Origin of the sequence: Herminiimonas sp. CN (assembly GCF_000622895.1) — a bacterium.
Taxonomy (GTDB): Bacteria; Pseudomonadota; Gammaproteobacteria; order Burkholderiales; family Burkholderiaceae_D; genus AVCC01.
This window is the reverse complement of the sequence record NZ_AVCC01000046.1, coordinates 1-24,920: the sequence shown is the minus strand read 5'-3', so window position 1 is coordinate 24,920 and position 24,920 is coordinate 1. Positions and strand designations below refer to the sequence as shown.

General features: G+C 59.5%; 29 protein-coding genes and 1 pseudogene. 11 read left to right on the top strand and 19 right to left on the bottom strand.

Translation table 11 applies throughout. The features are described 5' to 3' along the window. Positions 1 to 81 precede the first annotated feature (81 nt). The 16 genes and pseudogenes from HMCN_RS0110985 to HMCN_RS19685 form a co-directional block, all read right to left on the bottom strand. Positions 82 to 894, bottom strand: a complete 813-nt coding sequence (locus HMCN_RS0110985; RefSeq protein ID WP_025917435.1) for a TOBE domain-containing protein — start codon at positions 892 to 894, stop codon at positions 82 to 84. Continuing rightward, a complete protein-coding gene (locus HMCN_RS17645; RefSeq protein WP_025917434.1) occupies positions 878 to 1,477 on the bottom strand; it encodes a nitrogen fixation protein NifQ in 600 nt (199 codons plus the stop codon). The genes HMCN_RS0110985 and HMCN_RS17645 overlap by 17 nt, the downstream gene beginning before the upstream one ends. After that, positions 1,474 to 2,016: a molybdopterin-dependent oxidoreductase gene (locus HMCN_RS0110975; protein WP_025917433.1), complete on the bottom strand. Its 543-nt coding sequence runs from the start codon at positions 2,014 to 2,016 to the stop codon at positions 1,474 to 1,476. Before HMCN_RS0110975 ends, HMCN_RS17645 begins: the two co-directional genes overlap by 4 nt. Positions 2,017 to 2,031: 15 nt before the next feature. After that, complete coding sequence (locus tag HMCN_RS0110970) at positions 2,032 to 4,059, bottom strand: TonB-dependent siderophore receptor (protein ID WP_238552108.1); 2,028 nt, start codon at positions 4,057 to 4,059, stop codon at positions 2,032 to 2,034. 65 nt (positions 4,060 to 4,124) lie between these two features. After that, positions 4,125 to 4,835, bottom strand: a complete 711-nt coding sequence (locus tag HMCN_RS0110965; protein ID WP_025917431.1) for an ABC transporter ATP-binding protein — start codon at positions 4,833 to 4,835, stop codon at positions 4,125 to 4,127. Between the two features lie 12 nt (positions 4,836 to 4,847). Then, a complete protein-coding gene (gene modB / locus HMCN_RS0110960) occupies positions 4,848 to 5,519 on the bottom strand; it encodes a molybdate ABC transporter permease subunit (protein ID WP_025917430.1) in 672 nt (223 codons plus the stop codon). Positions 5,520 to 5,542: 23 nt separating this feature from the next. Next, the gene (gene modA, locus HMCN_RS0110955; RefSeq protein ID WP_025917429.1) at positions 5,543 to 6,301 is read right to left on the bottom strand and encodes a molybdate ABC transporter substrate-binding protein; all 759 of its coding nucleotides are present in this window, start codon (positions 6,299 to 6,301) and stop codon (positions 5,543 to 5,545) included. A 279-nt stretch (positions 6,302 to 6,580) separates the two neighbouring features. After that, positions 6,581 to 7,483 carry a transporter gene (locus HMCN_RS0110950; protein WP_025917428.1) on the bottom strand — a complete coding sequence of 301 codons (903 nt, stop codon included), beginning with the start codon at positions 7,481 to 7,483 and terminating at the stop codon, positions 6,581 to 6,583. 86 nt (positions 7,484 to 7,569) lie between these two features. Then, positions 7,570 to 7,761, bottom strand: coding sequence for a 2-hydroxymuconate tautomerase (locus tag HMCN_RS0110945; RefSeq protein ID WP_025917427.1), 192 nt, complete (start codon positions 7,759 to 7,761; stop codon positions 7,570 to 7,572). An 11-nt stretch (positions 7,762 to 7,772) separates the two neighbouring features. Then, the gene (gene dmpH, locus HMCN_RS0110940) at positions 7,773 to 8,561 is read right to left on the bottom strand and encodes a 2-oxo-3-hexenedioate decarboxylase (protein WP_025917426.1); all 789 of its coding nucleotides are present in this window, start codon (positions 8,559 to 8,561) and stop codon (positions 7,773 to 7,775) included. A gap of 97 nt (positions 8,562 to 8,658) precedes the next feature. Continuing rightward, entirely contained in the window at positions 8,659 to 9,687 is a 1,029-nt protein-coding gene (gene dmpG, locus HMCN_RS0110935) for a 4-hydroxy-2-oxovalerate aldolase (protein ID WP_025917425.1), read from the bottom strand. 9 nt (positions 9,688 to 9,696) lie between these two features. Further along, on the bottom strand, positions 9,697 to 10,623 hold the full coding sequence (locus tag HMCN_RS0110930) for an acetaldehyde dehydrogenase (acetylating) (RefSeq protein ID WP_025917424.1): 927 nt from the start codon (positions 10,621 to 10,623) through the stop codon (positions 9,697 to 9,699). A gap of 23 nt (positions 10,624 to 10,646) precedes the next feature. Further along, a complete protein-coding gene (locus HMCN_RS0110925) occupies positions 10,647 to 11,441 on the bottom strand; it encodes an SDR family NAD(P)-dependent oxidoreductase (RefSeq protein ID WP_025917423.1) in 795 nt (264 codons plus the stop codon). A 41-nt stretch (positions 11,442 to 11,482) separates the two neighbouring features. Beyond that, entirely contained in the window at positions 11,483 to 12,265 is a 783-nt protein-coding gene (gene dmpE / locus HMCN_RS0110920) for a 2-oxopent-4-enoate hydratase (RefSeq protein WP_025917422.1), read from the bottom strand. Positions 12,266 to 12,301: 36 nt separating this feature from the next. Continuing rightward, on the bottom strand, positions 12,302 to 13,126 hold the full coding sequence (locus HMCN_RS0110915) for an alpha/beta fold hydrolase (RefSeq protein WP_025917421.1): 825 nt from the start codon (positions 13,124 to 13,126) through the stop codon (positions 12,302 to 12,304). 10 nt (positions 13,127 to 13,136) lie between these two features. After that, positions 13,137 to 13,301 (bottom strand): annotated as a pseudogene (locus tag HMCN_RS19685) (aldehyde dehydrogenase family protein); the annotation flags it as partial. On the opposite strand from HMCN_RS19685, the gene HMCN_RS0110905 reads away from it, so the two are divergent. From HMCN_RS0110905 to HMCN_RS19285, 10 genes are all read left to right on the top strand, one after another. Continuing rightward, complete coding sequence (locus HMCN_RS0110905) at positions 13,300 to 14,814, top strand: sigma 54-interacting transcriptional regulator (RefSeq protein ID WP_202962663.1); 1,515 nt, start codon at positions 13,300 to 13,302, stop codon at positions 14,812 to 14,814. The pseudogene HMCN_RS19685 and the gene HMCN_RS0110905 sit on opposite strands and share 2 nt — an antisense overlap. A gap of 1 nt (position 14,815) precedes the next feature. After that, positions 14,816 to 15,535: an FCD domain-containing protein gene (locus HMCN_RS0110900; protein ID WP_025917419.1), complete on the top strand. Its 720-nt coding sequence runs from the start codon at positions 14,816 to 14,818 to the stop codon at positions 15,533 to 15,535. A gap of 92 nt (positions 15,536 to 15,627) precedes the next feature. Continuing rightward, positions 15,628 to 15,954, top strand: coding sequence for a ferredoxin (locus HMCN_RS0110895; protein ID WP_025917418.1), 327 nt, complete (start codon positions 15,628 to 15,630; stop codon positions 15,952 to 15,954). A gap of 14 nt (positions 15,955 to 15,968) precedes the next feature. Continuing rightward, positions 15,969 to 16,604, top strand: coding sequence for an alpha/beta hydrolase (locus tag HMCN_RS0110890; protein WP_025917417.1), 636 nt, complete (start codon positions 15,969 to 15,971; stop codon positions 16,602 to 16,604). Between the two features lie 79 nt (positions 16,605 to 16,683). Then, a complete protein-coding gene (locus tag HMCN_RS0110885) occupies positions 16,684 to 17,829 on the top strand; it encodes a D-alanyl-D-alanine carboxypeptidase family protein (RefSeq protein WP_025917416.1) in 1,146 nt (381 codons plus the stop codon). Positions 17,830 to 18,185: 356 nt separating this feature from the next. Further along, positions 18,186 to 18,455 (top strand): DUF493 family protein, encoded by a 270-nt coding sequence (locus HMCN_RS0110880; protein ID WP_025917415.1) that lies wholly within the window; start codon positions 18,186 to 18,188, stop codon positions 18,453 to 18,455. A 77-nt stretch (positions 18,456 to 18,532) separates the two neighbouring features. After that, positions 18,533 to 18,730 carry a hypothetical protein gene (locus tag HMCN_RS0110875; protein ID WP_025917414.1) on the top strand — a complete coding sequence of 66 codons (198 nt, stop codon included), beginning with the start codon at positions 18,533 to 18,535 and terminating at the stop codon, positions 18,728 to 18,730. A gap of 114 nt (positions 18,731 to 18,844) precedes the next feature. Next, the gene (gene lipB / locus HMCN_RS0110870; protein WP_051566917.1) at positions 18,845 to 19,492 is read left to right on the top strand and encodes a lipoyl(octanoyl) transferase LipB; all 648 of its coding nucleotides are present in this window, start codon (positions 18,845 to 18,847) and stop codon (positions 19,490 to 19,492) included. A 73-nt stretch (positions 19,493 to 19,565) separates the two neighbouring features. Continuing rightward, a complete protein-coding gene (lipA, locus tag HMCN_RS0110865; RefSeq protein WP_025917412.1) occupies positions 19,566 to 20,561 on the top strand; it encodes a lipoyl synthase in 996 nt (331 codons plus the stop codon). A gap of 244 nt (positions 20,562 to 20,805) precedes the next feature. Further along, positions 20,806 to 21,687 (top strand): hypothetical protein, encoded by an 882-nt coding sequence (locus HMCN_RS19285; protein ID WP_025917411.1) that lies wholly within the window; start codon positions 20,806 to 20,808, stop codon positions 21,685 to 21,687. Here the strand turns inward: HMCN_RS19285 and HMCN_RS18690 are convergent. Then, positions 21,622 to 22,137, bottom strand: a complete 516-nt coding sequence (locus tag HMCN_RS18690; RefSeq protein WP_081801483.1) for a DUF2127 domain-containing protein — start codon at positions 22,135 to 22,137, stop codon at positions 21,622 to 21,624. The two genes, HMCN_RS19285 and HMCN_RS18690, sit on opposite strands and share 66 nt — an antisense overlap. 362 nt (positions 22,138 to 22,499) lie before the next feature. On the opposite strand from HMCN_RS18690, the gene HMCN_RS18685 reads away from it, so the two are divergent. Beyond that, the gene (locus HMCN_RS18685; protein ID WP_081801482.1) at positions 22,500 to 22,904 is read left to right on the top strand and encodes a hypothetical protein; all 405 of its coding nucleotides are present in this window, start codon (positions 22,500 to 22,502) and stop codon (positions 22,902 to 22,904) included. Positions 22,905 to 23,014: 110 nt separating this feature from the next. Here the strand turns inward: HMCN_RS18685 and HMCN_RS0110840 are convergent, their stop codons facing one another. Beyond that, positions 23,015 to 24,034: an SGNH/GDSL hydrolase family protein gene (locus HMCN_RS0110840; protein ID WP_025917409.1), complete on the bottom strand. Its 1,020-nt coding sequence runs from the start codon at positions 24,032 to 24,034 to the stop codon at positions 23,015 to 23,017. Positions 24,035 to 24,081: 47 nt separating this feature from the next. Continuing rightward, the gene (locus HMCN_RS19280; RefSeq protein WP_155837539.1) at positions 24,082 to 24,219 is read right to left on the bottom strand and encodes a hypothetical protein; all 138 of its coding nucleotides are present in this window, start codon (positions 24,217 to 24,219) and stop codon (positions 24,082 to 24,084) included. Between the last annotated feature and the right edge of the window lie 701 nt (positions 24,220 to 24,920).

The following is a 24,920-nucleotide window of genomic DNA, read 5'->3' as shown; positions in this document are numbered from 1 at the left end:
TAAAAAACATCGCCACTCCTGCACGATTGCATTGGTACTTTAAAAATACATAAGCATGTATTTTTAAAGTACCCCGAAGGCTTACGCCGGGACGCCCAGGATCACGCTGGACGCCTTGAAAATCGCGCTGGCCTTCACCTCCGCCGCCAGTCCGAGCGCGCTGCAGCTTTCGTTGGTAATGATGGCCGCCACCGCGCCGCCGCCGGTCAGCTCAAGCACGACTTCGGTACTCACTGCGCCCGGCTGCACCCGCGCTACGGTGCCGCTCAGCCGGTTGCGGGCGGAGAACTTCGCGTCGCCGTCTTCCGTTACCAGAATGATCGAGGAAGACTTGATCAGCGCAAACGCTTCCGCGCCGACGCTCAAACCCAAGCCTTCGGTGCTTTCATGGGTGACGATGGCGACGATCTTCTGGCCGCCGACCACCTCCAGTTCGACTTCGTCATTGACTGCGCCGCGCGTGACCTGCGTGACTTTGCCCAGGAACTGGTTGCGCGCACTGGTTTTCATGTTCATTTTCCTGATCAGTAAAAAATCGTCGGCGATGCCCTCGGCCTGCTGGCTGAGCTGATCGACAAAGCGGCGGTGCTCGCGCGCGATAATGTTGAAATTCTCCACCAACTGCGCGCCGCGCCGGGTCAGACGGGTGCCGCCGCCGCCCTTGCCGCCGGTCAGCCGCTCCACCAGCGGCTCGCCGGCCAGATTGTTCATGCTGTCGATAGCATCCCAGGCCGCCTTGTAACTCATCTTGATGGCCTTCGCGGCCTGGGTGATGGAGCCGCATTCGGCGATGCTGGCCAGCAGCGCAACGCGCCCGGGGCCGCCGAAATTCTCGCCGCCCACCATCATCCATACCGAACCGCGCAACTCGATGGATTTATCTTTGGTTTCCATTGGTCTTACCCGTTTGATCCGAGACCGGAAAGCATACAGGGAACTCGGCGTAATGATGGCATTTCGGCGGTTGCAAATGGTGCCGGCCCTGCAATGCGCCCAGTTCAGCGAACAGGAAGCGCTTCCATTTCAGGTTGTGTGTGTTGCGCCGGTACAGCGGCGCGAAATACTGCGCCAGCAAGCGGCTCAGCGCGTCGCGCCCGGTCAGCCCCAGGTCCTGCCACAGATGCCGGCTGCCCAGGCTGGCGGCAGCAATCGCATGCGCCAGCCAAGCGGCGTGCTGCAGATCGGCGGTCACCGAACGGTTAGCCAGCAACATGACGGCCAGATCGCGGAACTCGACCGGCGCGGTAGCGGCAATGGCCGCGTATTGTTGCTGCGGCATCGATTCCAGCGCTCCCAGTTCGGGAAAGCAGTGTGCGACCAGTGCCGCCAGCACCGGCTGCGGCAGCCCGAGGGTCCAGGCAAACAGCGGCAGCTCGCCGTCCTGCGCATTGCGCAGCACGCCGGCAATCGCCCTGACCATCAGGCCGGAGTTGTCGGCTCCGGCCAGCGGCCCGGGAATGGGCCATGCCCGGATCATTCGACGATCTTCCTGACTTCGATTGCTTGCAGCCATTTCACATGGCGCGGGCCGCTGCGGAGGTCCTTGGTCGAGATCATCGCGATGCGACCTTCATCCTCGGCCAGCGGCTTGCCGTCTTTTTCGAAGAACACCAACACGCCATCCCCGACCGGCGAATTGAAGACTTCGCTCCATGAAAACACCACCTGGTAGCCATCGCTTGCGCTGGCGACGATGACCATTTTCTTGACATCATTGTGATCGCGCGAAACGATCACGGCCTGCTCCAGGATGTCGCGCAGGCGCACCCCATTGAAGTTTCCCAGCTTGCCGACATCGGCTCCGGTCTGGCACACCAGCGGCACCTCGCCGACCTGCTGCGGCGGGAATTTGCGTAAATCGTCCACCCGCAGCTTGAGCGTGTTCTCAACCGCACCCGAGACGGACACGCTTTCAGTCAGGTACTGCGATGGGTCGGCAACCGTGCCGGCGGCGAAAGATTGCCCGCAGAAAACGAGCGCGCCGGCGAGCAGAAAAATGCGGATGGCTTGATGCATGATGTTTCCTTTCGATCAGAATTGATAATTGAGATTGGCAAACCACATCCGCCCGGCGCTCGGGAAACCGTCGGCCAGTGCGTAGTTCTTGTCGGTCAGATTGGTCACGCCGGTCTCCAGCGTCACATCCCAGGCCGGCTTGTAGGCCGCTTTCAGATTCAGGGTGGTGAATCCGGGCAAAGCGAGCGTATTCGAGACCCAGCGGCTGCTGTTGTATTCGGCAAAAGCGATCAGGTCGAACTGCGCCATCGGCCGCAGCAGCGCATGGGCGGTAATCTTGTGGCGCGGCACATCGGTCAGCCTGACCGTGGGTGCACTGACGTTTTCAAGGTCGGTGAAGGTGTAGTTGCCACCGAGTTCCAGCCATGCAGCGACTTGACCGCGCAACCCGAGCTCAAGGCCCGACGCCCGCACCTGGCCGACATTCTGCATTTGGGAACGGTTTGGCGCAACGTTGGCGACCGACTGGATCTTGTCGCTGATATCGCTGTAGAAAATAGCCGCTTCGGCCTTGCTGCCCGACCACGGGCTGCCCTGATAGCCGATCTCGTAGTTCAGCGATTGCTCGGGGCCAAGCGCCGGATTCTCGATAAACGTGCCCAGACGCTGGGAATAACGATCCTTGAGCGTAGGCAGGCGCGTTTTCCGGGCGATGGTCGCATACAGGCGGGCCGCGTCACTCCAGGCGTAGAACAGCCCGGCCTGGGCATCGTTTGCGGTCTTGTTGCCGGGCAGCGAATAGGCGTTGCCGACGCTAAAGACGGTGTCCGGGCGCAACTGGTGGCGCGCCGCGCCGAACGACAGGGTCAAGCGTGGGTCAAGCACGATGCTGTCTTCGGCGGCAAACGAAACCAGCGCATCCTTGAAAGTAGCATTTATGCTGCCTCTGGCGTCCAGTTCCTTGTGTTCATCGACCTTGTAGTGGGAGACCAAGCGTAGCGTATGCGCGTTCAGGCGGAACGATTCCAGTTCGACCGAGCCGCCGTTGGTGCTGTCGTTGTAGATGCTGCGCCCGGTGCCGACGCTGCCGGAACCGCTGGTTTTCAGCGTGGTGTAGCTGTCGTTGGTATAGGAATCGACTTCGTTTGCATAGCGGTCATGGTACAGCCTGAGCTTCAATACTTCGGAATCGCCCAATGCCGTCCTGGATACGAAATACAGGCTTTCCTTGTCCCAGTACGGCCATTTCCAGTAGCGCGCGGCAGCGGGATCGGTGGAAGGCGGCTGGCCCTTTTCGCCGTCCTGCTTGTAATAGCTGACTGCATACTCGTCGCGCACATTCGGCGTCAGGCCGACCTTGAACGATAGCTTGCTGTCCTTGCTTGAGGCGTTGTTGCGCATGCCGCCGTCCTCGGTGGCCGTCGGCCTGAAGTCGGACGACAGGGGAAAACTATCGCTTTGCCGGTACGATGCGCCAGCCTGCAAATACCATGTCCCCTGATTGGTGCCGACATTGGCCGACATCTGCCGCTCATGGCCTGAGCCGAGGCCGGCCGAGGCATCGCCTTCGAACTGCTTGACGGGCTTGCGCGAGATCAGGTTGATCGCGCCTCCCAGCGTATTGGCGCCGTACGCCACCGAGCTAAAACCCTTGGCGACCTGGATCGCGGCCAGATCGGCGGTGCTGAAGCGGTTGAAATCCACGTAGCCGTCATAGGGGACGTATACCGGGATGCCGTCAATGAAAAGTGGCACCTGCCGCGAATCGAAACCGCGCACGGAAATGCTTTTCTCATTGCGCGAATTGGTTGAAATCGACACTCCGGACAATAAATCAAGCGCATCGCCGACGTTGTCGCGATTGAAACTCTGCATGTCCTTGCGGGTGACAACCGAGCCCACCTGATCTTCGCCCACCTCGCCAACCTGCACCCGCTGGCCGACCACCGTAACCGCACCCAGCATAAATGGCGCCGCAGTGTCGCTGTCCTGTGCCCATGCCGCAGCATGGCCTAATGCCACCAATACGGCAACGGCCAGCACGTTGCAACGTGCGTCACTCCGGTACGATCGGCCCATTCGTCCCTTCAATTGCCTTGTCATGCTTGCCTCTCCGATCACATTTGTTATTCGTAATAGCAACTTGTATATAACGGTATTTAAAAAAATCAGTTCACCAATTCCACAGCGTCGCAGCCCGCATCATTGCTGTCACAGGCATCGATCGTGCCTTCGCGCAGATGCAGCACCTGCTCGCCGAACACCCGGGCGTCCTCCGGATCGTGGGTGATCAGGATCATCGGCACCTGCAGGCGGCGCTGCAGCGCGTCAAGTTCGCTGCGCATGATTGCCCGCAGCGCCGGGTCGAGCGCGGCGAACGGCTCGTCCAGCAGCAGCGCTTGCGGCCGCGACACCAGCGCGCGCGCCAGCGCGACGCGCTGGCGCTGGCCGCCCGACAGTTCGGCCGGAAACTGATGCGCGACCGCGCCCAAGCGGAAGGCATCCAGCCAGTAGTCGACCGCCGCATGTTGATCGCCACGGCGCGGGTTAAACCAGCCGCGCGCCAGGCCGAAGCCGACGTTCTGGCGCACGTTCAGATGCGGAAACAGCGCATAGTCCTGAAACAGGTAAGCCACATTGCGCGCCTGCGGCGCCAGATCGATGCCGGATTTGGTATCGAACAGCGTGTTTCCGCCCACGCAGATATGGCCGCTGTCGGGCGTCATCAGGCCGGCGATCGCTTTCAGCGTCTGACTCTTGCCGGAGCCGGAAGGCCCGATGATGACGATGCGCTGGCTGTCCGAGCGCAGTTGCGCGTTCAGGTGGAAGCTGCGCGTGCCGGAGCGCAGCGTCTTGCGGATATCGATGTCAAATTGCATGTTTTGCCTCTGCTATCGGTTGACGATCCGCCCCGGCGCCAGGCGGCCGGCTGCCAGCAGCACCGCCACGCACACCGTCGAGGTGACCAGCACCAGGGCATTTGCCACGCCGTCCTGCCCGGCCTGCACCGCTTCGTAGACCGCGATCGACAGGGTTTGGGTTTTGCCGGGAATGCTGCCGGCCACCATCAGGGTGGCGCCGAACTCGCCCAGCGCGCGCGCAAACGCCAGCAGCACGCCGGCCAGGATGCCGCGCCAGGCCAGCGGCAGCGTAACCCGGAAAAATATCCCGATCTCGCCGATGCCCAACACCCGCGCCGCCTGCTCCAGTTGGCCGTCGACCGCCTCGAATGCGGCGCGCGCCGGCTTGAACGCCAACGGAAAGGCGACGATGGCAGCCGCAACCACCGCGCCTTGCCAGGTAAAAATCATGTTGATGCCGAAATGGTCGTACAGCCATGCGCCCAGCCAACTGCGCCGCCCCATCAGCACCAGCAGGTAGTAGCCGAGCACGGTCGGCGGCATCACCATCGGCAGCGTCAGCAAGGTGTCGAGCAAGTCGCGACCGGGAAAGCGCAGGCGCGCCAGCGCGTAGCCGACCGCGATGCCGAGCACCAGGTTGATCGCGGTGGCCCAGCCGGCGACCTTCAACGAGAGCAGTAATGCGGTCCATGCCGAATCCATACGTTACGTCAACCGCTTTGCCATCATGGCTTGCGGAAGCCGAATTTGTGCAAAACCGCCTGCCCGGCCGGCGACAGAACATAGCCGATGAAGCGCTTGGCTTCCTCGCCATTGGCGCTGGCAGCGGTTTTGGCAATCGGATAGCGGATGGCAGTATCGAGCGGCACCTCCAGCACCACCTTGACCTTGCCTTGCATGATGGCGGCGTCGGTGGCGTAGACAAAACCGGCATCGACTTCGCCGCGCGCCACGTAATCGAGCGACTGGCGCACGTTCTGGGTGCTGATCGCCTTGGCTTGCACCATCGGCCACAGCTTGGCGGCTTCCAGCGCATGCTGGGTGTAGCGCCCGACTGGCACACTGGCCGGATTACCGATGGCGACGCGCTTGACACCGGCCTGGCCCAGATCTTCCAGCCGCCGGATTGAAAGCTTGCTGTCGGCGGGTTCAACCAATACCAGCGCATTGCGCACGAAATCATGCCGGTCGCCGGCGCCAACCAAGCCCTGCTTCTCGGCCATGTCCATGGTTTCCTGATCGGCTGAAGCGAACACATCGACCGGAGCGCCTTTTGCCATCTGCTGCAACAGCGCGCCGGAGGCGCCGAAGTTCAACGCGATCTTGGCTTGCGGATATTGCGCTTCATAATTTTGCGCGATTTCCCTGAACGCATTGGTCAGGCTGGACGCTGCGGAAACCGTGAGGTCGGCGGCGCAGGCGGAGCCGATTGCGGCGATCAGGGCGGCGGCGGCCAGCAGCCGCTTCAAAAACGTGCGTTGCATCCATACTCTCCGGTAATGCTTCAGTTGAAGGCGCAATATACAGCAATATATTACGCCTTCAACGCCAATTTTCGGAAAGGCTAATTTGCATCAAGAAGTGCATGCGGCGAGCATCGTGCGCTGCGCCAGCACCAATATGGGTATGTGAAAAAATCGGCACTTTCCGCACGATCAAATTGACACTTGAGAAATACAACTAGGTGTATATTGGAATCGCCGAAAGCGGCTGCAACACCGCGGCGGCACTCCTTGCACCGCTGCGGAAAGGAGTGCCCCCGATCAAAACGGCAGCAAGGCCTTGATCCAGAACGCCTGACCTTCGGCTCGGTTTTCGACGTTCATTTCCTTTTGCCACTTGGCCGTCACGAACATGCCTTTGCCGTTGTCGTACTTGATCGATGGACCGATCGCAAAGGCTTGCCCCTTGTTATTGGCCACCGTCACGCCGTTTTGCTCATCATTGGCAGTCTGCTTGTACGCATAGCCGCCGACGCCGACCACCCAGTTTTTCTTGAAGCCGTAGCCGAGCGAGTAATCGACATGGAGCTCCTGACCTGACTTGTAATTAGTGTCGGTGTTCTTGAGATTGAAGTCGTACATCAGCTTGAAGTCGGCGTTCCAGCCGGCCGGATCGATGTAACTGACGGCATATACCGGTTGAATCCCCCAGTAATTGCGCCCGATATTGGTCATCTCGGTTTTGTTGAAACGTCCGGTGGGCACGAAAATATCCAGCGCGACGATGCTGTGCAGATTGGCGTTGTAGTGATAACCCAGCGCCAGCGAGGTGATGGTCAGATCGCCGATGCCGGTCTTGCTTTGGCTGCTGGCGCCGGCCCTGACATCGAGATTGACCAGCGGCAGTATCAGCGCGTGTGCGACCTGCCCGCCCAACAGGGTGTTGCCGGTGACCCATATCAGGCGCGGCGCCACCACATCAGCGCTCACCTTGAAATTCGGTGGAGCAGCGTCGTTGCCGTTATTGTCCTTGATCTTGTCGGCGCTGTAATGGTTCAGATACACCAGCGGGTACAAACCCGGCGGCGGCAGCACGCCGGTCAGGTAGTTCTCCGCGCCCATCGGATAGGTGGAGCCGCCGCCCTCGGTCGCATTGGCCGCCTGAGATGCGATAACGCCGGAAATTGCCAGACCCGCCAGATACGAAATTTTTCTAATTCTCATGCTTATCCCCTCCACTATTTTGTCAATGAAACTGCCGGCGCCGCATACAAGTACAAATAAATACAAATTTTCTGATGCGTTACATATCAGCGCCCGAGTTCGCCGGCGCTCTTGCCGCCGATGCCGAAGTGCTCCTTCGGCATTTCGGCCAGGATCACGCGCACGCTCTCCGGCTTGGCGCCGATCGCTTCATGCATGGCTTCGGTGATTTTTGCAATCAGCAAGCGCTTTTGCTCGACTGTGCGGCCTTCCAGCAAATGGATTTGGCAAATTGGCATCGCGGCACTCCTTAAATGAATCGAACGTTGACGCTGCCCATGCCCTGCATCTGCAGGCTGACGTTGTCGCCGGCCTTGATCATCACCGCTTCGGTGATCGCACCGGACAGAATCAGGCTGCCGGCAGGGATTTCTTCGCCGCGCTCGCCCAGCAGGTTGGCCAGCATCGCAATCGCTGCGGCCGGATGGCCGAGCACCGCGGCGCCGGCGCCGAGGGCGACGACTTCGCCATTTTTTTCCAGCACCACGCCGATGGTGCGCAAGTCGAGGTCTGCGACCGGACGCATGCGCCCGCCGACCACGAAGCGCGACGACGAGCAATTGTCGGCAATCACGCTTTTCAGGTCGAACTTGAAGTCGCGGTAGCGCGAATCGATGATTTCAATCGCCGGCATCACGAAATCGGTGGCCGCCAGCACGGTGCCGATATGGCAGCCGTGGCCTTTCAGCGCTGTTTTGGTGACGAAGGCGATTTCCGGCTCGACTTTCGGATGGATCAGTTCCGACAGCTTGACTGCGCTGCCTTCCAGCACCGAGAAATAATCGGCCAGAAAGCCGAATACCGGATTCGACACGCCCATCTGCTGCATCTTCGCGTGCGAAGTCAGGCCGGCTTTGTAACCGATGATGCGGCAGCCGCGCGCGATCTTGCGCTGCTTGATCGCCTCCTGGATCGCATACGCATCTTCCCAGTCCATCTGCGGATATTCGTCGGTGATCTTGGGCGTATCGTGTGCCTTCAATTCGCAGCTTTCCAGATGCTCGGCGAGACTGTTGATGGTGTTTTGGTCTAAGTTCATGTTCTTATCCTTGTGGGTGCAAACCCGTTCATGTTTTCTTTAAATCCACCGCGACGCGCCGGTAGCACGCAAGCACGCACGATGGAGTGCGATCGAATTACATCAAGCCGCGGGCCCGCGCCATGGTCAGCGCAGTGTCTTCGATCATGTCTTCCTGACCGCCGACCATACCGCGCCGCCCCATTTCCACCAGAATGTCGCGTGCCGGCACACCGTACTGCTTCTCCGCACGCTTGGCAAACAGCAGGAACGAACCGTACACGCCGGCATAGCCGAGCGTGAGCGAGTCGCGGTCGATGCGGATCGGGAAATCCATCATCGGCACCACCAGGTCTTCGGCCACGTCCTGAATCTTGAACACATCGACCCCGGTTTCGATCCCGGCCCGGGCACAGACTGCGATCAAGACTTCCATCGGCGTATTGCCGGCGCCGGCACCCAGCCCGGCCGCTGCGGCGTCGATCCGGTTGGCACCGTATTCGATCGCCACCAGCGAGTTGGCCACGCCCATCGCCAGATTGTGGTGGGCGTGAAAGCCGAGTTCGGTTTCCGGCTTGAGCTTCTCGCGCAGCAGGCCGATGCGAGCCTTGACGTCTTCCGGCAGCATGTAGCCGGCCGAATCGGTGCAGTAGATGCAGTTGGCGCCATAGCTTTCCATCAGCAGCGCCTGTTCCAACAGCTTTTCCGGCGACGCCATGTGCGCCATCATCAGAAAGCCGACCGTATCCATCTCCATCTTGCGGGCATAGCGGATGTGCTGTTGCGAGACATCGGCTTCGGTGCAGTGGGTCGCAACACGGATCGTGTGCACGCCCAGATCGCGCGCCATCTGCAGATGATCGATGGTGCCGATGCCGGGCAGCAGCAGCGCCGATACCTTGGCCTGCTGCATCAGCGGGATCACGGCTGACAGGTATTCCTCGTCGGTATGGGCGGGAAAGCCGTAATTGACCGACGAGCCGCCCAGGCCGTCGCCGTGGGTGACTTCGATCAGCGGCACGCCGGCCGCATCGAGTCCCTGTGCAATGCTGGTCATTTGCTCGAGCGTCATCTGGTGCCGCTTCGGGTGCATGCCGTCACGCAGGGTCATGTCGTGGACGGTGATTTTTTTGCCTTTGAGTATCATGGCGGTTCCTTACGCTGCGACGGATTTCTGGGTGGTGGGCTGGAGCATCAGTTTGCCGCTGAGAATTTCTTCGGCGAACATTTCTGCGGTGCGGGCGGCGGCTGCGGTCATGATGTCGAGGTTGCCCGCATATTTTGGCAGGTAATCGCCCAGGCCTTCGACTTCCATGAAGATCGATACCCGCTTGCCGTCGAATACCGGACCGTTGACCAGCTTGTAGCCGGGCACGTATTTCTGGACTTCCTTGATCATCGCGTGCACCGACGCGGTGATCTTGTCGCGGTCGGGTTCGGTTTCGGTCAGGCAGTGCACGGTGTCGCGCATGATCATCGGCGGCTCGGCCGGGTTGATGATGATGATGGCCTTGCCTTTTTTGGCGCCGCCGACTTTTTCAACTGCACCGGCAGTGGTGCGGGTGAATTCATCGATGTTCACGCGGGTGCCGGGGCCGACCGATTTGGAAGAGACGGTGGCGACGATTTCGCCGTAGGCAACCGGCTGCACGCGCGATACCGCAGCGACCATCGGGATCGTGGCCTGGCCGCCGCAGGTGACCATGTTGACATTCATTTCCCGCTTGCCGACATGCTCGACCAGGTTCACCGGCGGCACGCAGAACGGGCCGATCGCAGCCGGCGTGAGGTCGATCATCATCACGCCGAGTGCATTGAGCTTGCGCGAGTTTTCCGCATGAACGTAAGCCGAAGTCGCATCGAACGCGATCTGGATGCGGTCGGCATCCACGTGCGGCAACAGGCCGTCGACGCCATCGGAGGTGACTTTCAATCCCATGTCGGCGGCGCGCTTCAAGCCTTCCGAAGTCGGGTCGATGCCGACCATCCAGACTGGCTCCAGCACTGCGCTGCGCTGCAACTTGTAGAGCAGATCGGTGCCGATGTTGCCGGGACCGATCAATGCGCATTTGATTTTTTTCATACAAACCCTTTCAGAAGGTGATTTCAAATAATCGAACGTACGATGCCGCCATCGACACGCAGTGCGGCACCCGTGGTCGCCGCCGACAACGGACTGCAGATATAGGCGATCAGGCTGGCCACTTCGGCGGGATCGATAAAACGCTTGAGCAGCGAACTGGGTCTTGCATCGGCAAAGAAACGACGCTGCGCCTCTGCCAGATCGACGCCTTGCCCGGCCGCCAGGCTGGCAAAAAATTCCCCTACGCCTTCGGTCATGGTCGGCCCGGGCATCACTGCATTGCACGTGATGCCGGTGCCGGCAGTGACTTCTGCGATGCCGCGCGAAACAGCCAGCTGCGCCGACTTGCTCATGCCGTAATGCACCATCTCGGCCGGGATATTGGCTCCCGATTCGCTCGATACGAACACGATGCGGCCCCAGTTGCGTTGCCGCATTGCGGGCAGATAGGCACGCGCCAGGCGCACACCGCTCATCACATTCACGTCGAACATCTGCAACCAGTCGGCATCGGTAATGTCCTCGAACGCCTTCGGCTCGAAAATGCCGAGATTGTTGACCAGGATGTCGATGTCGGGGCAGGCCGACACCAGCACCTGCACGCCGTCCGCAGTGGCCAGATCGGCGGCAGCGCCGCTGACCTGAGCCTGCGGCACCACGGCCAGCAAGCGTTTGCACGCATCCTCGACGCGTTGCGCGCTGCGCCCGTTGAGCACTACATGAGCGCCTTCGCGTGCCAGCGCAACAGCCGTCGCGAAGCCGATGCCGGAGGTCGAACCTGTGACCAGCGCGCGCTTGTTTTGGAGTTGAAGATCCATCAGAATTCCTTATAAAGTACGGTCACGCTGGCCCGGATATTTCAGGAAAAGCGCACCGAGCATCCGCCGATGCCACCTATCGTGACGCGCAGGTTGTCGCCGGCTTTGACCGGAACCATCGCACCGAGCGCGCCGGACAGAATCACTTCACCTGCCTTCAGCGGGATGCCGAGCTTGCCCAGCGTATTAGCCAGCCAGACGACCGCATTGACCGGCGAACCCATGGTCGCAGCACCAGCTCCGGTGACCACTATTTCGCCATTTTTTTCCAGCACCATGCCGCAGGTGCGCAAGTCGATTGCGTACGGATCGACCATGCGGTCGCCAAGTACGAATACGCCGCAGGAAGCGTTGTCGGCGACCGTGTCCTGGATCTTGATTTTCCAGTCGGTGATGCGCGAATCGACAATTTCGAAACACGCCATCACGCCTTCGGTGGCAGCCAGCACATCGCTTGCACTGATGCCCGGGCCCATCAAGTCCTTCTTCAGCACGAAGGCGATCTCGCCTTCTGCCTTGGGTTGAATCAGCGTGCCCGCATCGATCGCTGCACCGTCGCCGTAAATCATCCCGTCCAGCATGTAACCGAAGTCAGGCTGTCCCACTCCCAGCATGTTCATGACCGCGGCGCTGGTGACGCCGATTTTCTTGCCGACGATGCGCTCGCCTTTTTCAACGCGCCGGGCAATCATCCGCTGCTGGATGTGATACGCATCTTCGATCGTGATATCCGCTTCGCGATTGGTCAGGGGCTCGATGGTTTTTCGTTCAACCAGGGCCTGGTAAAGCGCGTCGCCGTACTGCGTGATTTTTTGCTGATCCATGGAGGTGTGTCCGTAAAATTAGGGTTGAGAGTGCGCTCAGGCTTCGGCCAGGAAATTCGCCACCAGCTGGTTGAAGCGCGCCGCATGTTCGATTTGCGTCCAGTGACCGCAGCGACCGTAGACATGCAATTGCGAGCGAGGAATCCATTGCGCCAGAGTCAGCGAGTTCGACAGCGGAAGCACCTTATCCTCGCGACCGTGGACCACCAGCGTCTCGTGCGGCAGCGCACGGATGTCTTGTTCCCGGCTGGCCAGCGCATCAACGCCGTTTTGCCGCGGCGCCGGGAACATCGACTCGAACGCTTCCTGAAAACCGGGCTGGATGCTGGCCTTGTACCGCAGCTCGGCCAGTTCATCGGTCATCAGCGTGCGGTCAAAGGCAAAGACGTCGAGCAGCTTGCGCATGTTCGCAATCGATGGCTGATAACCCCAGACCGCATCCAGACCTGGCGTGATCGGGAACGACACGCCGGTAGCGCCCATCAGCACCAGCCGCCGGACCCGTGTCGGATGGCGAATCGCCAGGGCCAGTGCCAACCCGCCGCCGAACGAGTTGCCGACGAGGTCGGCGCAGTCGATCTCCAGCGCATCGAGCACGCCGATCGCCTGGGCCACCCAGGTATCCAAGTTGTAGCGGATCCCGGCGGGCCTCTCGCTGAAGCCGAAGCCGACCATGTCCGGCGCGATCACCCGGCGCTGTCCGGCTAACGCCGGAATCGTCAGGCGCCAGTTGGCCCACGCGCTGACGCCCGGACCGGAGCCGTGGATCAGCAGCACCGGCGCACTGGAGCCGACGTCGTGATAGTTGGTGACGATGCCGTTGGCAACGATGGATTTGCCGATTTCAGGATTTTTAATCATGTGCGTGCTTTCAATATTTAATCATCACGTTGCGCAGCTCAGTGTAGAACTCGAGCGAATGGATGCCGCCTTCGCGCCCGATGCCGGACTGCTTGGAGCCGCCGAACGGAGTGCGCAGATCGCGCAGGAACCAGCTGTTGATCCAGCACAGGCCCACTTCGATTTGCACGGCCATGGGTTACGTCTGCGGCACCCGCGATGCCGAACTGGCGCGCAAGATCCGCGCCGGCCAGGACCCGATCGATGCCTTCTTCATGGGCCCGCAGTTGCACATGCTGGAAGGCAGCGTGAAAGTGACGCCGGTCAAGATTGAGATGGATATCGCCGCCGGCACGTTCCAAGGCGAATTCATCTGGAACAATTCTTGGGAAGCGCAAGCGCACGTTGATGAGTTCGGCCCGCAACACGATCCGGTCTGCTGGATGCTGCTCGGTTACGCGTCCGGCTACACCTCGGCGTTCATGGAGCGCTTTGTACTGTTCAAGGAAGTCGAGTGTTCGGCCTGCGGAACCGACCATTGCCGGGTTATCGGCAAACCGCTGGAAGAATGGCCGGATGGCGCCGAGTACGCAGCCTATTACGAAGCCGATGCGATCGTATCGCGCCTGCAGGAACTCACCACCCAGGTCGATGTGCTGCGTTCGTCGCTGGAAGAGCCGCGCCAGATCGAAAACATGATCGGCAATTCGCCTGCGTTCCTGCGCGCCTACCAGTTGGTCAACAAGGCGGCCGAAACCAATGTCACCGTGTTGCTGACCGGCGAAACCGGGGTCGGCAAGGAACGCTTTGCGCGCGCGCTGCACCAGACCAGCAACCGCGCCAGCGGGCCGTTCATCGCGGTCAATTGCGCGGCATTGCCGCACGACCTGATCGAATCCGAACTGTTCGGTGCCGAAAAGGGCGCGTTCACCGGCGCCCACACAACCCGCATCGGCAAGTTCGAGCGGGCCGAGGGCGGCACGCTATTCCTGGACGAAATCGGCGAGCTGCCGCTGGTTGCGCAGTCGAAAATCCTGCGCGTGCTGCAGGAAGGCGAAATCGAGCGGTTGGGCGACGATCAGACCCGCAAGGTCAACGTGCGCATCGTCACCGCTACCAATGTAAACTTGCAAACGGCGGTGAAAGACGGGAAGTTTCGCGCCGACCTGTATTACCGCCTGAACATATATCCGATCGAGATCCCGCCGCTGCGCGAGCGCATCCCGGACATCCCGCTGATGGTGGAGGCGATGATCAAGAAATTCAGCACGCTGCACAACAAGCGGATTGCCGGCATCACCGACAAGGCGCTGCAAGCGCTCAAACAATATGCGTGGCCAGGCAACGTGCGCGAGCTGGAAAACCTGATCGAGCGCGGCATCATCCTGACGCCGCAAGGCGACTGGATCGAGCTCGAGCAGTTTTCGCTCTGTCTCGATGGCAGCACCCGCAGCGGTGAATCGGATATCGGCTTGACCGATAGCGGCGCTCTGGAAGAAAACCGCCCGCCAGAGCAGGCACGCCTGTGCGATGCGTTCCTGGCCACCGGCCTGTCCATCAACGAGGCTGAAACCATGCTGCTCAATGAAGCGGTCGAACGCAGCGCCGGCAATCTGGCCGGTGCCGCCCGCTTGCTGGGGCTGACCCGGCCGCAACTGACTTACCGTCTGAAACGCGATCAGAACGCCGGTTCGGAAAGAGAATCATAAAATGCACAGTCAAAAATTCAAAACCGCCTTCACCGATCCCGACGCCCCGCCGCGCACGCTGGCCGAAGGCGCCTACCTGCAGGTGCGGTGCGACATCATCGAAGGCCGTCTCGCGCCCGGCGAAAAACTGCGGGTCGAGCATCTGAAAGACCGCTACGGGATTGGCGCCGGCACCCTGCGCGAAGCGCTGGCGCTGCTGCTGTCGGATGTGCTGGTGGTGGCCGAAGGGCAACGCGGCTTCCATGTCGCGCCGATCTCGCTGCAGGATCTGGCAGACATCACGCATACCCGGGTGTTGCTGGAAACCAATGCACTGCGCCAGTCGATCCGGAACGGCGACGACGAATGGGAAGCCAGGCTGGTGGCGGCCTTCCACAAACTGAGCAACAGCGAAGAAAGGCTCGACAATCACAGCAACGTGCGCGAATGGGAAGCGCGCAACCGCGGCTTTCACGAAGCGCTGATTGCTGCCTGCGATTCTCCCTGGCAGTGCTATCTGATCGGCCTGCTGTATCGCCAGTCGGAACGCTACCGGCATCTGGCAATTACCCGCAAGGCGATGCCGCGCGACGTCCATGCCGAACATGCAGCCATCATCGAAGCCGCGCTCAAGCGCGATGCCGAACGCGCCAGTCGCGCGCTGGAACAGCACATCCGCCTGACCTTCGATTCGATCCGCCTGTTGGCGCCCGCCTTGAGCGCGTCGCAAAAATCAGTCTGAGATGGATACAGCAATTCCGCCGCAGCCGGCATCAGGCAATCCGGCCGCGGTGTATCATGGCGGCTTCGACATCCCGCCTTGCAAAACACGACATGAGCGACGCTCCCGACACTTCCTATTACCAGCACCACGTTTTCATCTGCGTCAATCAGCGCGACGACGGCCGCCCCTGCTGCGCCGATCGCGGTGCGCAGGCGGCGCAGCAGCATGCGAAAAAACGCATCAAGCAGCTCGACCTTTCTGGCGCGGGCAAGGTCCGCATCAACCAGTCCGGCTGTCTCGACCGCTGCGACGAAGGCCCGGTCATGGTGGTGTATCCGGAAGGCGTTTGGTACACCTATGTCGATAACGAGGATATCGACGACATCATCGACAGCCACCTGGTCGGCGGCAAGGTCGTCGAGCGCCTGAAGATCTGAGCACGCGTTCCAGCATGAATATCCAAACCAAAAAATTCTTCATCGACGGCGCCGCCGGCCGGCTCGAATGCGCGCTCGACCTGCCCGCTGCCGACCAATTCTCCACCCCGCGCGGCGTGGCGCTGGTCGCGCATCCGCATCCGCTGTATGGCGGCACCATGGACAACAAGGTCGCGCAAACCCTGGCGCGCACCTTCACCACGCTCGGCTACGCAGCGGTACGGATGAATTTCCGCGGCGTCGGCGCATCCGAAGGCGTGCACGATGCCGGCGCCGGCGAGACCGACGACATGGCGCTGCTGCTGGCGCACATGCAACAGCAATATCCGGACCTGCCGCTGGCGCTGGCCGGTTTTTCCTTCGGCACCTTCGTCCAGGCGCAATTGCAGCAGCGCCTGCATGCGCAAGGCCAGGCGACCGAGCGGCTGGTGCTGGTCGGCACTGCCGCCGGCAAATGGGCAATGCCCGCAGTGCCGGCCAATACCATCCTGATCCACGGCGAACTGGATGACACCATTCCATTGATCGACGTGTTCAACTGGGCCCGGCCACAGGATCTGCCGGTAGTGGTGATTCCGGGCGCCGATCATTTTTTTCACCGCAAGTTGCAACATATCAAGAACCTGACGGTCGAAATGTGGCACCGCTAACGATACAGTGCGGCAGCATCCGCAATGCGCTTGCTGCCGGCGCACAGTTTTTCAACAATCCATTTCATTTCCCGTACCCATGAAAAAAATCTTCGCGGCCTTCGCCGCCAGCGTCCTATCCCTCTCCGTTGCCGTCGCGCAAACCCTGCCGTCGCCCAACATTGCCGCCCGCTCCTGGCTGTTGCTGGACATGAACAGCAACCAGGTGATCGCCGCGCAAGATCCGGACATGCGCATCGAACCGGCCTCGCTGACCAAGATCATGACCGCCTACCTGACTTTTGCCGCGGTCAAGGACAAGAAGCTGGCGCTGAACCAGATGGTGACGGTGTCCGAGCACGCCTGGAAAGTCGACCCCAGCAGCTCCAAGATGTTCATCGACCCGCGCGTACCGGTCAGCGTGAACGACTTGCTGTACGGCCTGATGGTGCAGTCCGGCAACGACGCGGCGGTGGCGCTGGCCGAAGCGGTGTCCGGCACCGAGGATGCATTTGTAGTGCTGATGAACCGCGAAGCGCAACGCATGGGCATGAAAAACACCCGCTTCGGCAATCCGCACGGCCTGCCCAGTGCAGAGAATTACTCGACCGCGCGCGACCTGTCGCTGCTGGCCGAGCACATCATCGCCGACTACCCGGAGTTCTATAAGATCGATTCGACCAAGTACTTCACCTACAACAACATCAAGCAACCGAACCGCAACCGCCTGCTGTGGTCCGACCCGTCAGTCGACGGCATGAAAACCGGCCACACCGCGGGCTCCGGCTACAGCATGATCGCGTCGGCCAAACGGCCCAACGGCAACAGCCAGCGCCGCCTGCTCAGCGTGCTGTCGGGCGCGACTTCGGATCAGCTGCGCGCGCAGGAAAGCCAGAAGCTGCTGAACTGGGGCTTCCAGAATTTCGAAGCGGTCAAGCTGTACTCGAAGGACCAGGCGATCGCCACCCCGCAGGTATGGAAAGGCGCGCAGGGCCAGCTCAAGATCGGCTTCAACCGCGACGTCTTCGTGACGCTGCCAAAAGGCACCGCCGACAAGCTCAAGCCGGTGCTGGAGCGTCGCGACCCGCTGGTGGCGCCGATCAACCAGAACAGCAAGGTCGGCACGCTGAAGATGATGGTCGACGGCAAGGTAGTGACGGAATTGCCGGTGCTGGCGCTGGAGCAGGTCAATCAGGCCAGCATCTTCGGCCGCGCCTGGGATTCTCTGCGGCTGTGGCTGAAGTAATGCAACCACAGCGGTGCGCGGCAGCAGGAAACTGCGCACCGTTTTTCCGCCCCAACCATGCGTAACATACTGCACCCTGTAAATATTTTAACCGCAGCAAATGCATGCGTAAATTGCAGTATTTGAAGGCATACCCGGCGAGTATTCGATATATGCCGGCGCACGGGCGAGCCTGATTACCCGAAATTGCATGCGCCGTACCCAGAGGCAAAAGCGGCCTGCTCCTTCCGCTTGTCATGCTCCTGGTGCACTCCTGGTGCGCGGCGCGTTATGCCGCCGGACTTGCCTTTTCGGATTTAAGCCTAAAATAAAGCCGTGCGCCGGGCCTCTTTGTCCGGCATTACCAAACCGAACCCATGGCAACCACTCCCGACACCCTGATTGCATACCCGTGCGATTTCCCGATCAAGATCATGGGCGCAATGCACGACCAGTTCGCCCAGTCCATCGTCGAACTGGTGATCCAGCACGACCCCAGCTTCGATGCAGCCAAACTGGAAATGCGCCCCTCGTCCAAAGGCAGCTACCTTGGCCTGACCGTCACCGTGCGCGCCACCAGCCGGGCCCAGCTCGACGACCTGTACCGCGCGCTATCGTCGCATCCGATGGTCAAGGTGGTGCTGTAAGGCAAGCCGGTAAGCCGCCGGGCGGCACAGGCTCCGGCGCGCAGGATATGAAGTCCACTCATCACCAAGGAGAAAAAATGACTCAGGCAACCAAATTCATCGCCACGGCATTTGCCGCCATGCTTCTGCTGGCCGGTCTGTCGGCCTGCCAGAAACCGGAAGGTCCGGCCGAACGCGCCGGCAAGAGCATTGACGAGGCGACCCAGAAAGCAGGCCAGGAAATAGAAAAAGCCGGGCAAAAAATCCAGGACGCGGCGCACGAAGCCAAGAAATAACCCTCGGCTGGCCGCCGCATGCGTTGGCGCTGCTGCCAGCCGAACACCGCAATACCCACATTGGCGTCGGGCTTGTTGGCGCACCTGTCGTGCAATTTCGGTACACTGACCACCATGCAAGCTCCAATCATCATTGATCGCGGCGTCGAACCTTACGACGTCAGCTTCGACGCCATGCGCGCGTTCACCGACAGCCGCGACGCCGCCACGCCCGACCAATTTTGGGTCGTCGAACATCCGCCGGTATTCACGCTCGGGCTGGCCGCCGACCGCGCCCACGTGCTCGACGCGCACGGCATCCCGATCGTGCAAACCGATCGCGGCGGCGAAGTCACCTACCACGGGCCGGGCCAGGCGGTGATTTACCTGCTGATGGATTTGCGCCGCCGCATCCCGGGCGGGCGCATGTTCGCGCGCGAATTCGTGCATAAAATCGAACAGTCGGTGATCGACATGCTCGCCGCGTATAATCTGGCCGGTGAACGCAAGGCGGGCGCGCCCGGAATTTACATGGCCGGCGGCCCAGCGGCCGGCGCCAAAATCGCCGCCCTGGGCCTCAAGGTACGCGGCAACGGTTGCACCTATCACGGCGTAGCGCTCAACGTGGCGATGGATCTGACGCCGTTTTCCTGGATCAACCCGTGCGGTTACGCCGGCCTGCAAACGGTCGACATGCAGTCGCAAGGCGCGCACATAACGTTGCCGCAGGCGCAGTCCGCACTTGCTCACACACTGATTGAAAATCTTACCAGCCCAGCATAGGCCGCGAAAGACAGCGGAAATTTCCGCTGCGTACCGCGCACCTCTGCGGCACCACTTGCCACCAGGACCTGCAATGACTTCTGAAACCAAGCAACCGCTACCGCTCGCCGCATCGGCCTATAACCCCAGCGAAAAGCAAAAAGGCGCGGAGAAAACCGCGCGCATCCCGATCAAGATCATCCCGGCCGAGCGCCTCAAGAAGCCGGACTGGATTCGGGTCAAGGCCGGCTCGCCGACCACCCGCTTCTACGAAATCAAGGACATCCTGCGCGAAAACAAGCTGGTCACCGTGTGCGAGGAGGCGTCCTGCCCGAACATCGGCGAATGCTTCGGCAAGGGCACCGCAACCTTCATGATCATGGGCGACAAATGCACCCGGCGCTGCCCGTTCTGCGACGTCGGCCACGGCCGCCCCGATCCGCTGGATGCCAATGAACCGGAACAACTGGCCAAGACCATCGCCGCGCTCCGGCTCAATTACGTCGTCATCACCTCGGTCGACCGCGACGATCTGCGCGACGGCGGCGCCGGCCATTTTGCCGACTGCATCCGTAACATCCGCGAACTGTCGCCAGCCACCCGCATCGAAGTGCTGGTGCCGGACTTCCGCGGCCGCCTGGAGCGCGCGCTGGAAATCTTCAAGGATATGCCGCCGGACGTGATGAACCACAACCTGGAAACCGCGCCGCGCCTGTACAAGGAAGCCCGTCCCGGTTCCGACTACCAGCACTCGCTGAACCTGCTCAAGCAATTCAAGCAGCAGCATCCGGACATTCCGACCAAATCCGGCATCATGGTCGGCCTCGGCGAGACCGACGAGGAAATCCTGCAGGTGATGCGCGACATGCGCGCCCACGACATCAACATGCTGACCATCGGCCAATACCTGATGCCGTCCGGCGACCACCTGCCGGTGCGCCGCTACGTGCACCCGGACACCTTCAAGATGTTCGAGCAGGAAGCCTACAAGATGGGCTTCGACCACGCCGCCGTCGGCGCCATGGTGCGTTCCAGCTACCACGCCGATCAGCAGGCGCACGGCGCCGGCGTGGATGTGAACAATCAGTAGTTGGTGAGACAATCCAGAAGTTAATGAAACAAATTCAGAAGTTGTGAGACGATTTTGAATCGATAAATCATTGAATAACAATGACTTACCTTAAATTTCCGCTCTTCCGAAGGGTGAAAATTCCTGGCGAATTGATTGGTTCGGCGATTTAGCGTTTCCGAACCGATCAATTCGCCGGACCCAGCCCTCCCTGTTTCTGCATCTGTCCCGCGTACTCGACAGCAATTACCGCGACGATCCCTCCATGCTGCAATCTCCAGACTCAACCTCGCCCGCGAAATTTCAACGCAAAGCGTGGGTCTCGGTAGGCACATTGCCTCTGCTGCGCATCGGCGATATCTGGCGCAACGGTCAACTGGAATTGGCTCCGGATTACGAACTCGCGCAGTTCCTCGATCTCGAAATCAACGCTCAAACTGCCGTTCTGGTCAAAGCAGGTTTAAACCTGGAAGAAAAAGGTTTTCTGCTTCCACGCACAGAACATCCGTGGCACATGGCATGCACGCAGTCGTATTGCCTGATGGTCGAGCTGCCGCAAAATCGCCGGCTGATCATTCCATGCATGGAATTAATTCGCTTCTATTTCGGCTCTTCCAGCAATCTACTGACCAAGCTGTTCCTGCCTCCACTGAGTCGCGATACGCTTTACAGCAAACCGCATTTCGACAAAACCAGCGGCCGCCTCACCTTGCAACTTGCAGCCGATACCAGTCAGTCACTCATTGGAACAACAGCACCCCCAGTTGAACAAGTTGCCATTGGAGAGCCTGGTTCAGAACGTCGTATCCGCTCTATGGATCTAGCAGTCTTATCAAGGCCAGAATCGGAAAAACAGCAACCGGTGCCAGAGTTTCTGCAGGACGCGGTCAAAGAGCTGATGCAACTGCAAGGCTTGCACATTGAGTTGCTAACTGAAAGTGAAGACGATGGCTGGACTGTCCCCGTCACAATTTTGTCGAATGAGGATGGAGAAATTGATTTAGGGCTTTGTATTGAGGAGCAGACCGGAGTATTACGTTTGCGCAGGACAACCCTTAATACAACCGGACCCTCACGGTTGTTATGCAATTTGATTGTTTGCAGGGTGATGCCGTCGCCAAAGTTGGACGGTCAGAAATGCGACTAAGAATATATTGCCTACCAGAACGAGGCCAGTAATCAGTGCCGGACGGTGCAACAGGTGGTTGAATTCAAACGGGATATAAATCCCCCCCGAAAGAGCCCCAAGCCATTCACCCCAAGCGTAATCGTTCCAGAGTCCGTAGCTTTCTAGCAGTCTCGCCGCGATATAACCCGACGCCAGAAGAAAGAGCGAGTGCAGGTTGGCGCCAGGTAGAAGGTTGGCGTAATGCAAGACTACCGACGGATAATGGGCTTCTGGATTCAAGTGAAAACGCCCGATTAGCTCCATCGCAAGGTGCCGCACATCGTGATGCATAAGGTCAAGAACACCAACGACGGCCGCAAACGCCGCAAGACCCTTGATTGCCTCAAAGGCAGCGATTGCATGCAGAGTGCGCCGTATAGCAACTGGATGTGACGGAACAACGGAGTGAGTGGGCTTGAAATCAATCATGTTGGAAGAAATTGGTCCATGTTGAGAATCTTTGTGATCGGTCTGGCGTTCAGCTTACCGTACTGCGGCTACAAAGAAGGCTGACATCCGGCAACAACTGGCCAGTTGCAGACGTTTGAAGCACGGTGGGCAGCAATGCCAAGACCAAGCGCATGGAGGGGCCTTTATCTTCCCTCGGAGGGGGAGATTTTTCAATCTGGCTAGTTTCGTCGAGACAGTGGTTTTTCTGCTGCGTCCATCTAAAAAATCCTTAATTCGTAAGACGTGTAACGAGTTAATTCAGTTAGGGCGGGAACATGACAAGTGGCTTATATTAAATTGTGGCGTGAAGTTGGCGCTTCAAATTTTGATCGGACCTGATCATGACGCGCAATAAAATTATTTCTTCTCTGGTTATCATTGGCGTTCTCGCAGCGTCGGTATCGAGCGCAGCCCTGGCAGACGATCATCGCAATCACGATCGTGGAAACGGAGCCGCTATTGTGGCCGGGGTTCTGGGCGCGGTGGTAATTGGATCGCTGATTGCCAACTCGCAGCCAGCGTACGCGGCACCGCAGCCGTATTACCAGCCTCAGCCGTACTATGAAGTTCCAGCGCAGACCTACTATCCACCACCATCGGTGCAGCAGGTTTATTATAAGCCGCCGCAACAATACTATGTGCCGCAACCAGTCACTGTCATTGATGGACGGTATCGCGATCGACATGAATACCGCGCGTATCGGCACCACGATCGCGATGGGTATGATGGATATTACTCACGTTGATTTGATTTTGTAATCCATGCCGAAAATGGCTGGGTCAAAATGCAACGATTTGAGGACCACTTTAAGTGGTAATCCACTATGCAGGTCCGATCCAAAAAAACCGGCTCGGCTCAGTGGCCAAGGCCGCTGTTGGCTATTTGCTGTTCCGCAAATTGTGCTAAAAGTGTGTGCATTCGGGTCGTCAGATGCAGATTATCGGCAAACATGTATGTCTGATCAGCGTTAGATGCCACATATGTGATTGGCGAACACAGCAACGCTGTATCGTCCGGCGTTTTATTGGGATCGCATGCAGTACCGGTGTTTGACACCGTAAAGCCATTCGCCTGATAGTTCGCGAATATCTGGTTCAGCCACGCATACGTGTCAATTCGAATCACCTTGCCCGTCAAGCCGTTAGCCTGTAGCGCCGCGTCCAGCGTGCCGTTGAAAAGTTGGGACAACTGTGCCAGCGTTGCGCCCCCGTCCGCTGAAGCGATGCCTTTCGGCGTTATGCCGATATTCGGAAGATTTGCTACAACCACGTGGGTTGCGCCACTTTGCACAATTTGACCGATGAGCTGGGCAAGTGTGGTTGCCGCGGTCTGCACCGGCGCCGCAGCGCCGGGCAACGAACCCGCACGAAGCACGTCGTTCGCGCCCGCCCAAATCAGCACCAGTTGGTTGGCATTGAAGCTGCCGTGAGCCTGCAGATAATTCGCGACCTGCTGATTGACCGGCATGCTGACATTGCCGATAAGACCAACGATAAAGTCGCTTATGTTTGCCGGTGTCGCAACGGTGGCGCCACCCTCCGCGTAGCCCAATCCGCTTTGCGCGGTCAACTTATGGGTAAAGTCGATTGTATATGCGGCGCTTACCGTATTGCCGTAATACTGTGCAACGTCCTGAACCCACACCTGGCCAGGATTTGTCGTGAAACGGCCGCCGCCCACCGCGCTCGCGATCGGCGCAAAGGTGCCGACGTCCGACAGGCTATCGCCAAACGATACGATTTGCAGATTGACGCCCCCCGGCGCAACTTGGCCGCCATTATTTGGATGGTCGCCTTGCCCGCCGCCGCAGGCGGCAAGCAACGACAGCAATGACGCCACCATGGCGGCGCAGATTGTATTCTTTCTTGCTTTCATAAATCCTCCTGAGGCAGGGTGCTTCGCACCGTGTCAAGATATGCAGCCTAGCGTTTCGCTTCCGCCTGTTGCGCCAACATTGCCGGAATGCCGAGGCCATAGTTACCGCGGCGCACATTGAAAATCGCCGGGTCGGGCATCATCGGCAGCCCGCGCTCGAACATCGCAACGGGAAAATCAGGCATGTCATGACAGCAATCATTTGCAGATTAGGGTCCAACAGGGACACGCCGCTTGGCAGGGAGTAAATAATGGTCTGCAGTACGTCGACTGGTTCTGTTGGGTTTCTTTGGTAAGCGCTTCCGGCATGTATCCTCCACATCCAACTTGTCATGCTTCATGATTGCCGACCATAATTAATGATGAGCCGGTTTTTTTATCATGGCAACCGAAAACAGCGCATAAGAAAAAGCCATCAGCATTGCGCCGGACTCCGCTTAAAATCGTCGGCGCCTAACCCCGGGCCACCCTAGCTGCCTGGATAAACATTGCAGGAGCCAGTATCAGGCACGATGAACGGCTGGTCCTTGCTGGGAGTCGGCGGTCGGCGATCCATTTTTCGCTGCATCAAATGGCGGCTGGTGGCCGGCTGCGGCATGTCGGTCGCAAAGGCTGATAGGCCGCTTTCGCATTGCAGACGCGCAAATAGTCGCATCGATCGTCTTCTTTCGGTCGGTTGCCGGACTTCGAAAATTTGCACCGTTTGACGGCATGAGGCTGGATCAACAAAATTTCGGTAAATGGGTCAATAGTTCATCAGCACCAGCAGGCAGTACCATATTCAGCAATTATCAGATAACTGAGTTGAATTTAATTATATGTTTTTTGAATAACTTATATTTCAATAATAAATTATTAGAATATGCTGCACTGCGGTACAGTTTAT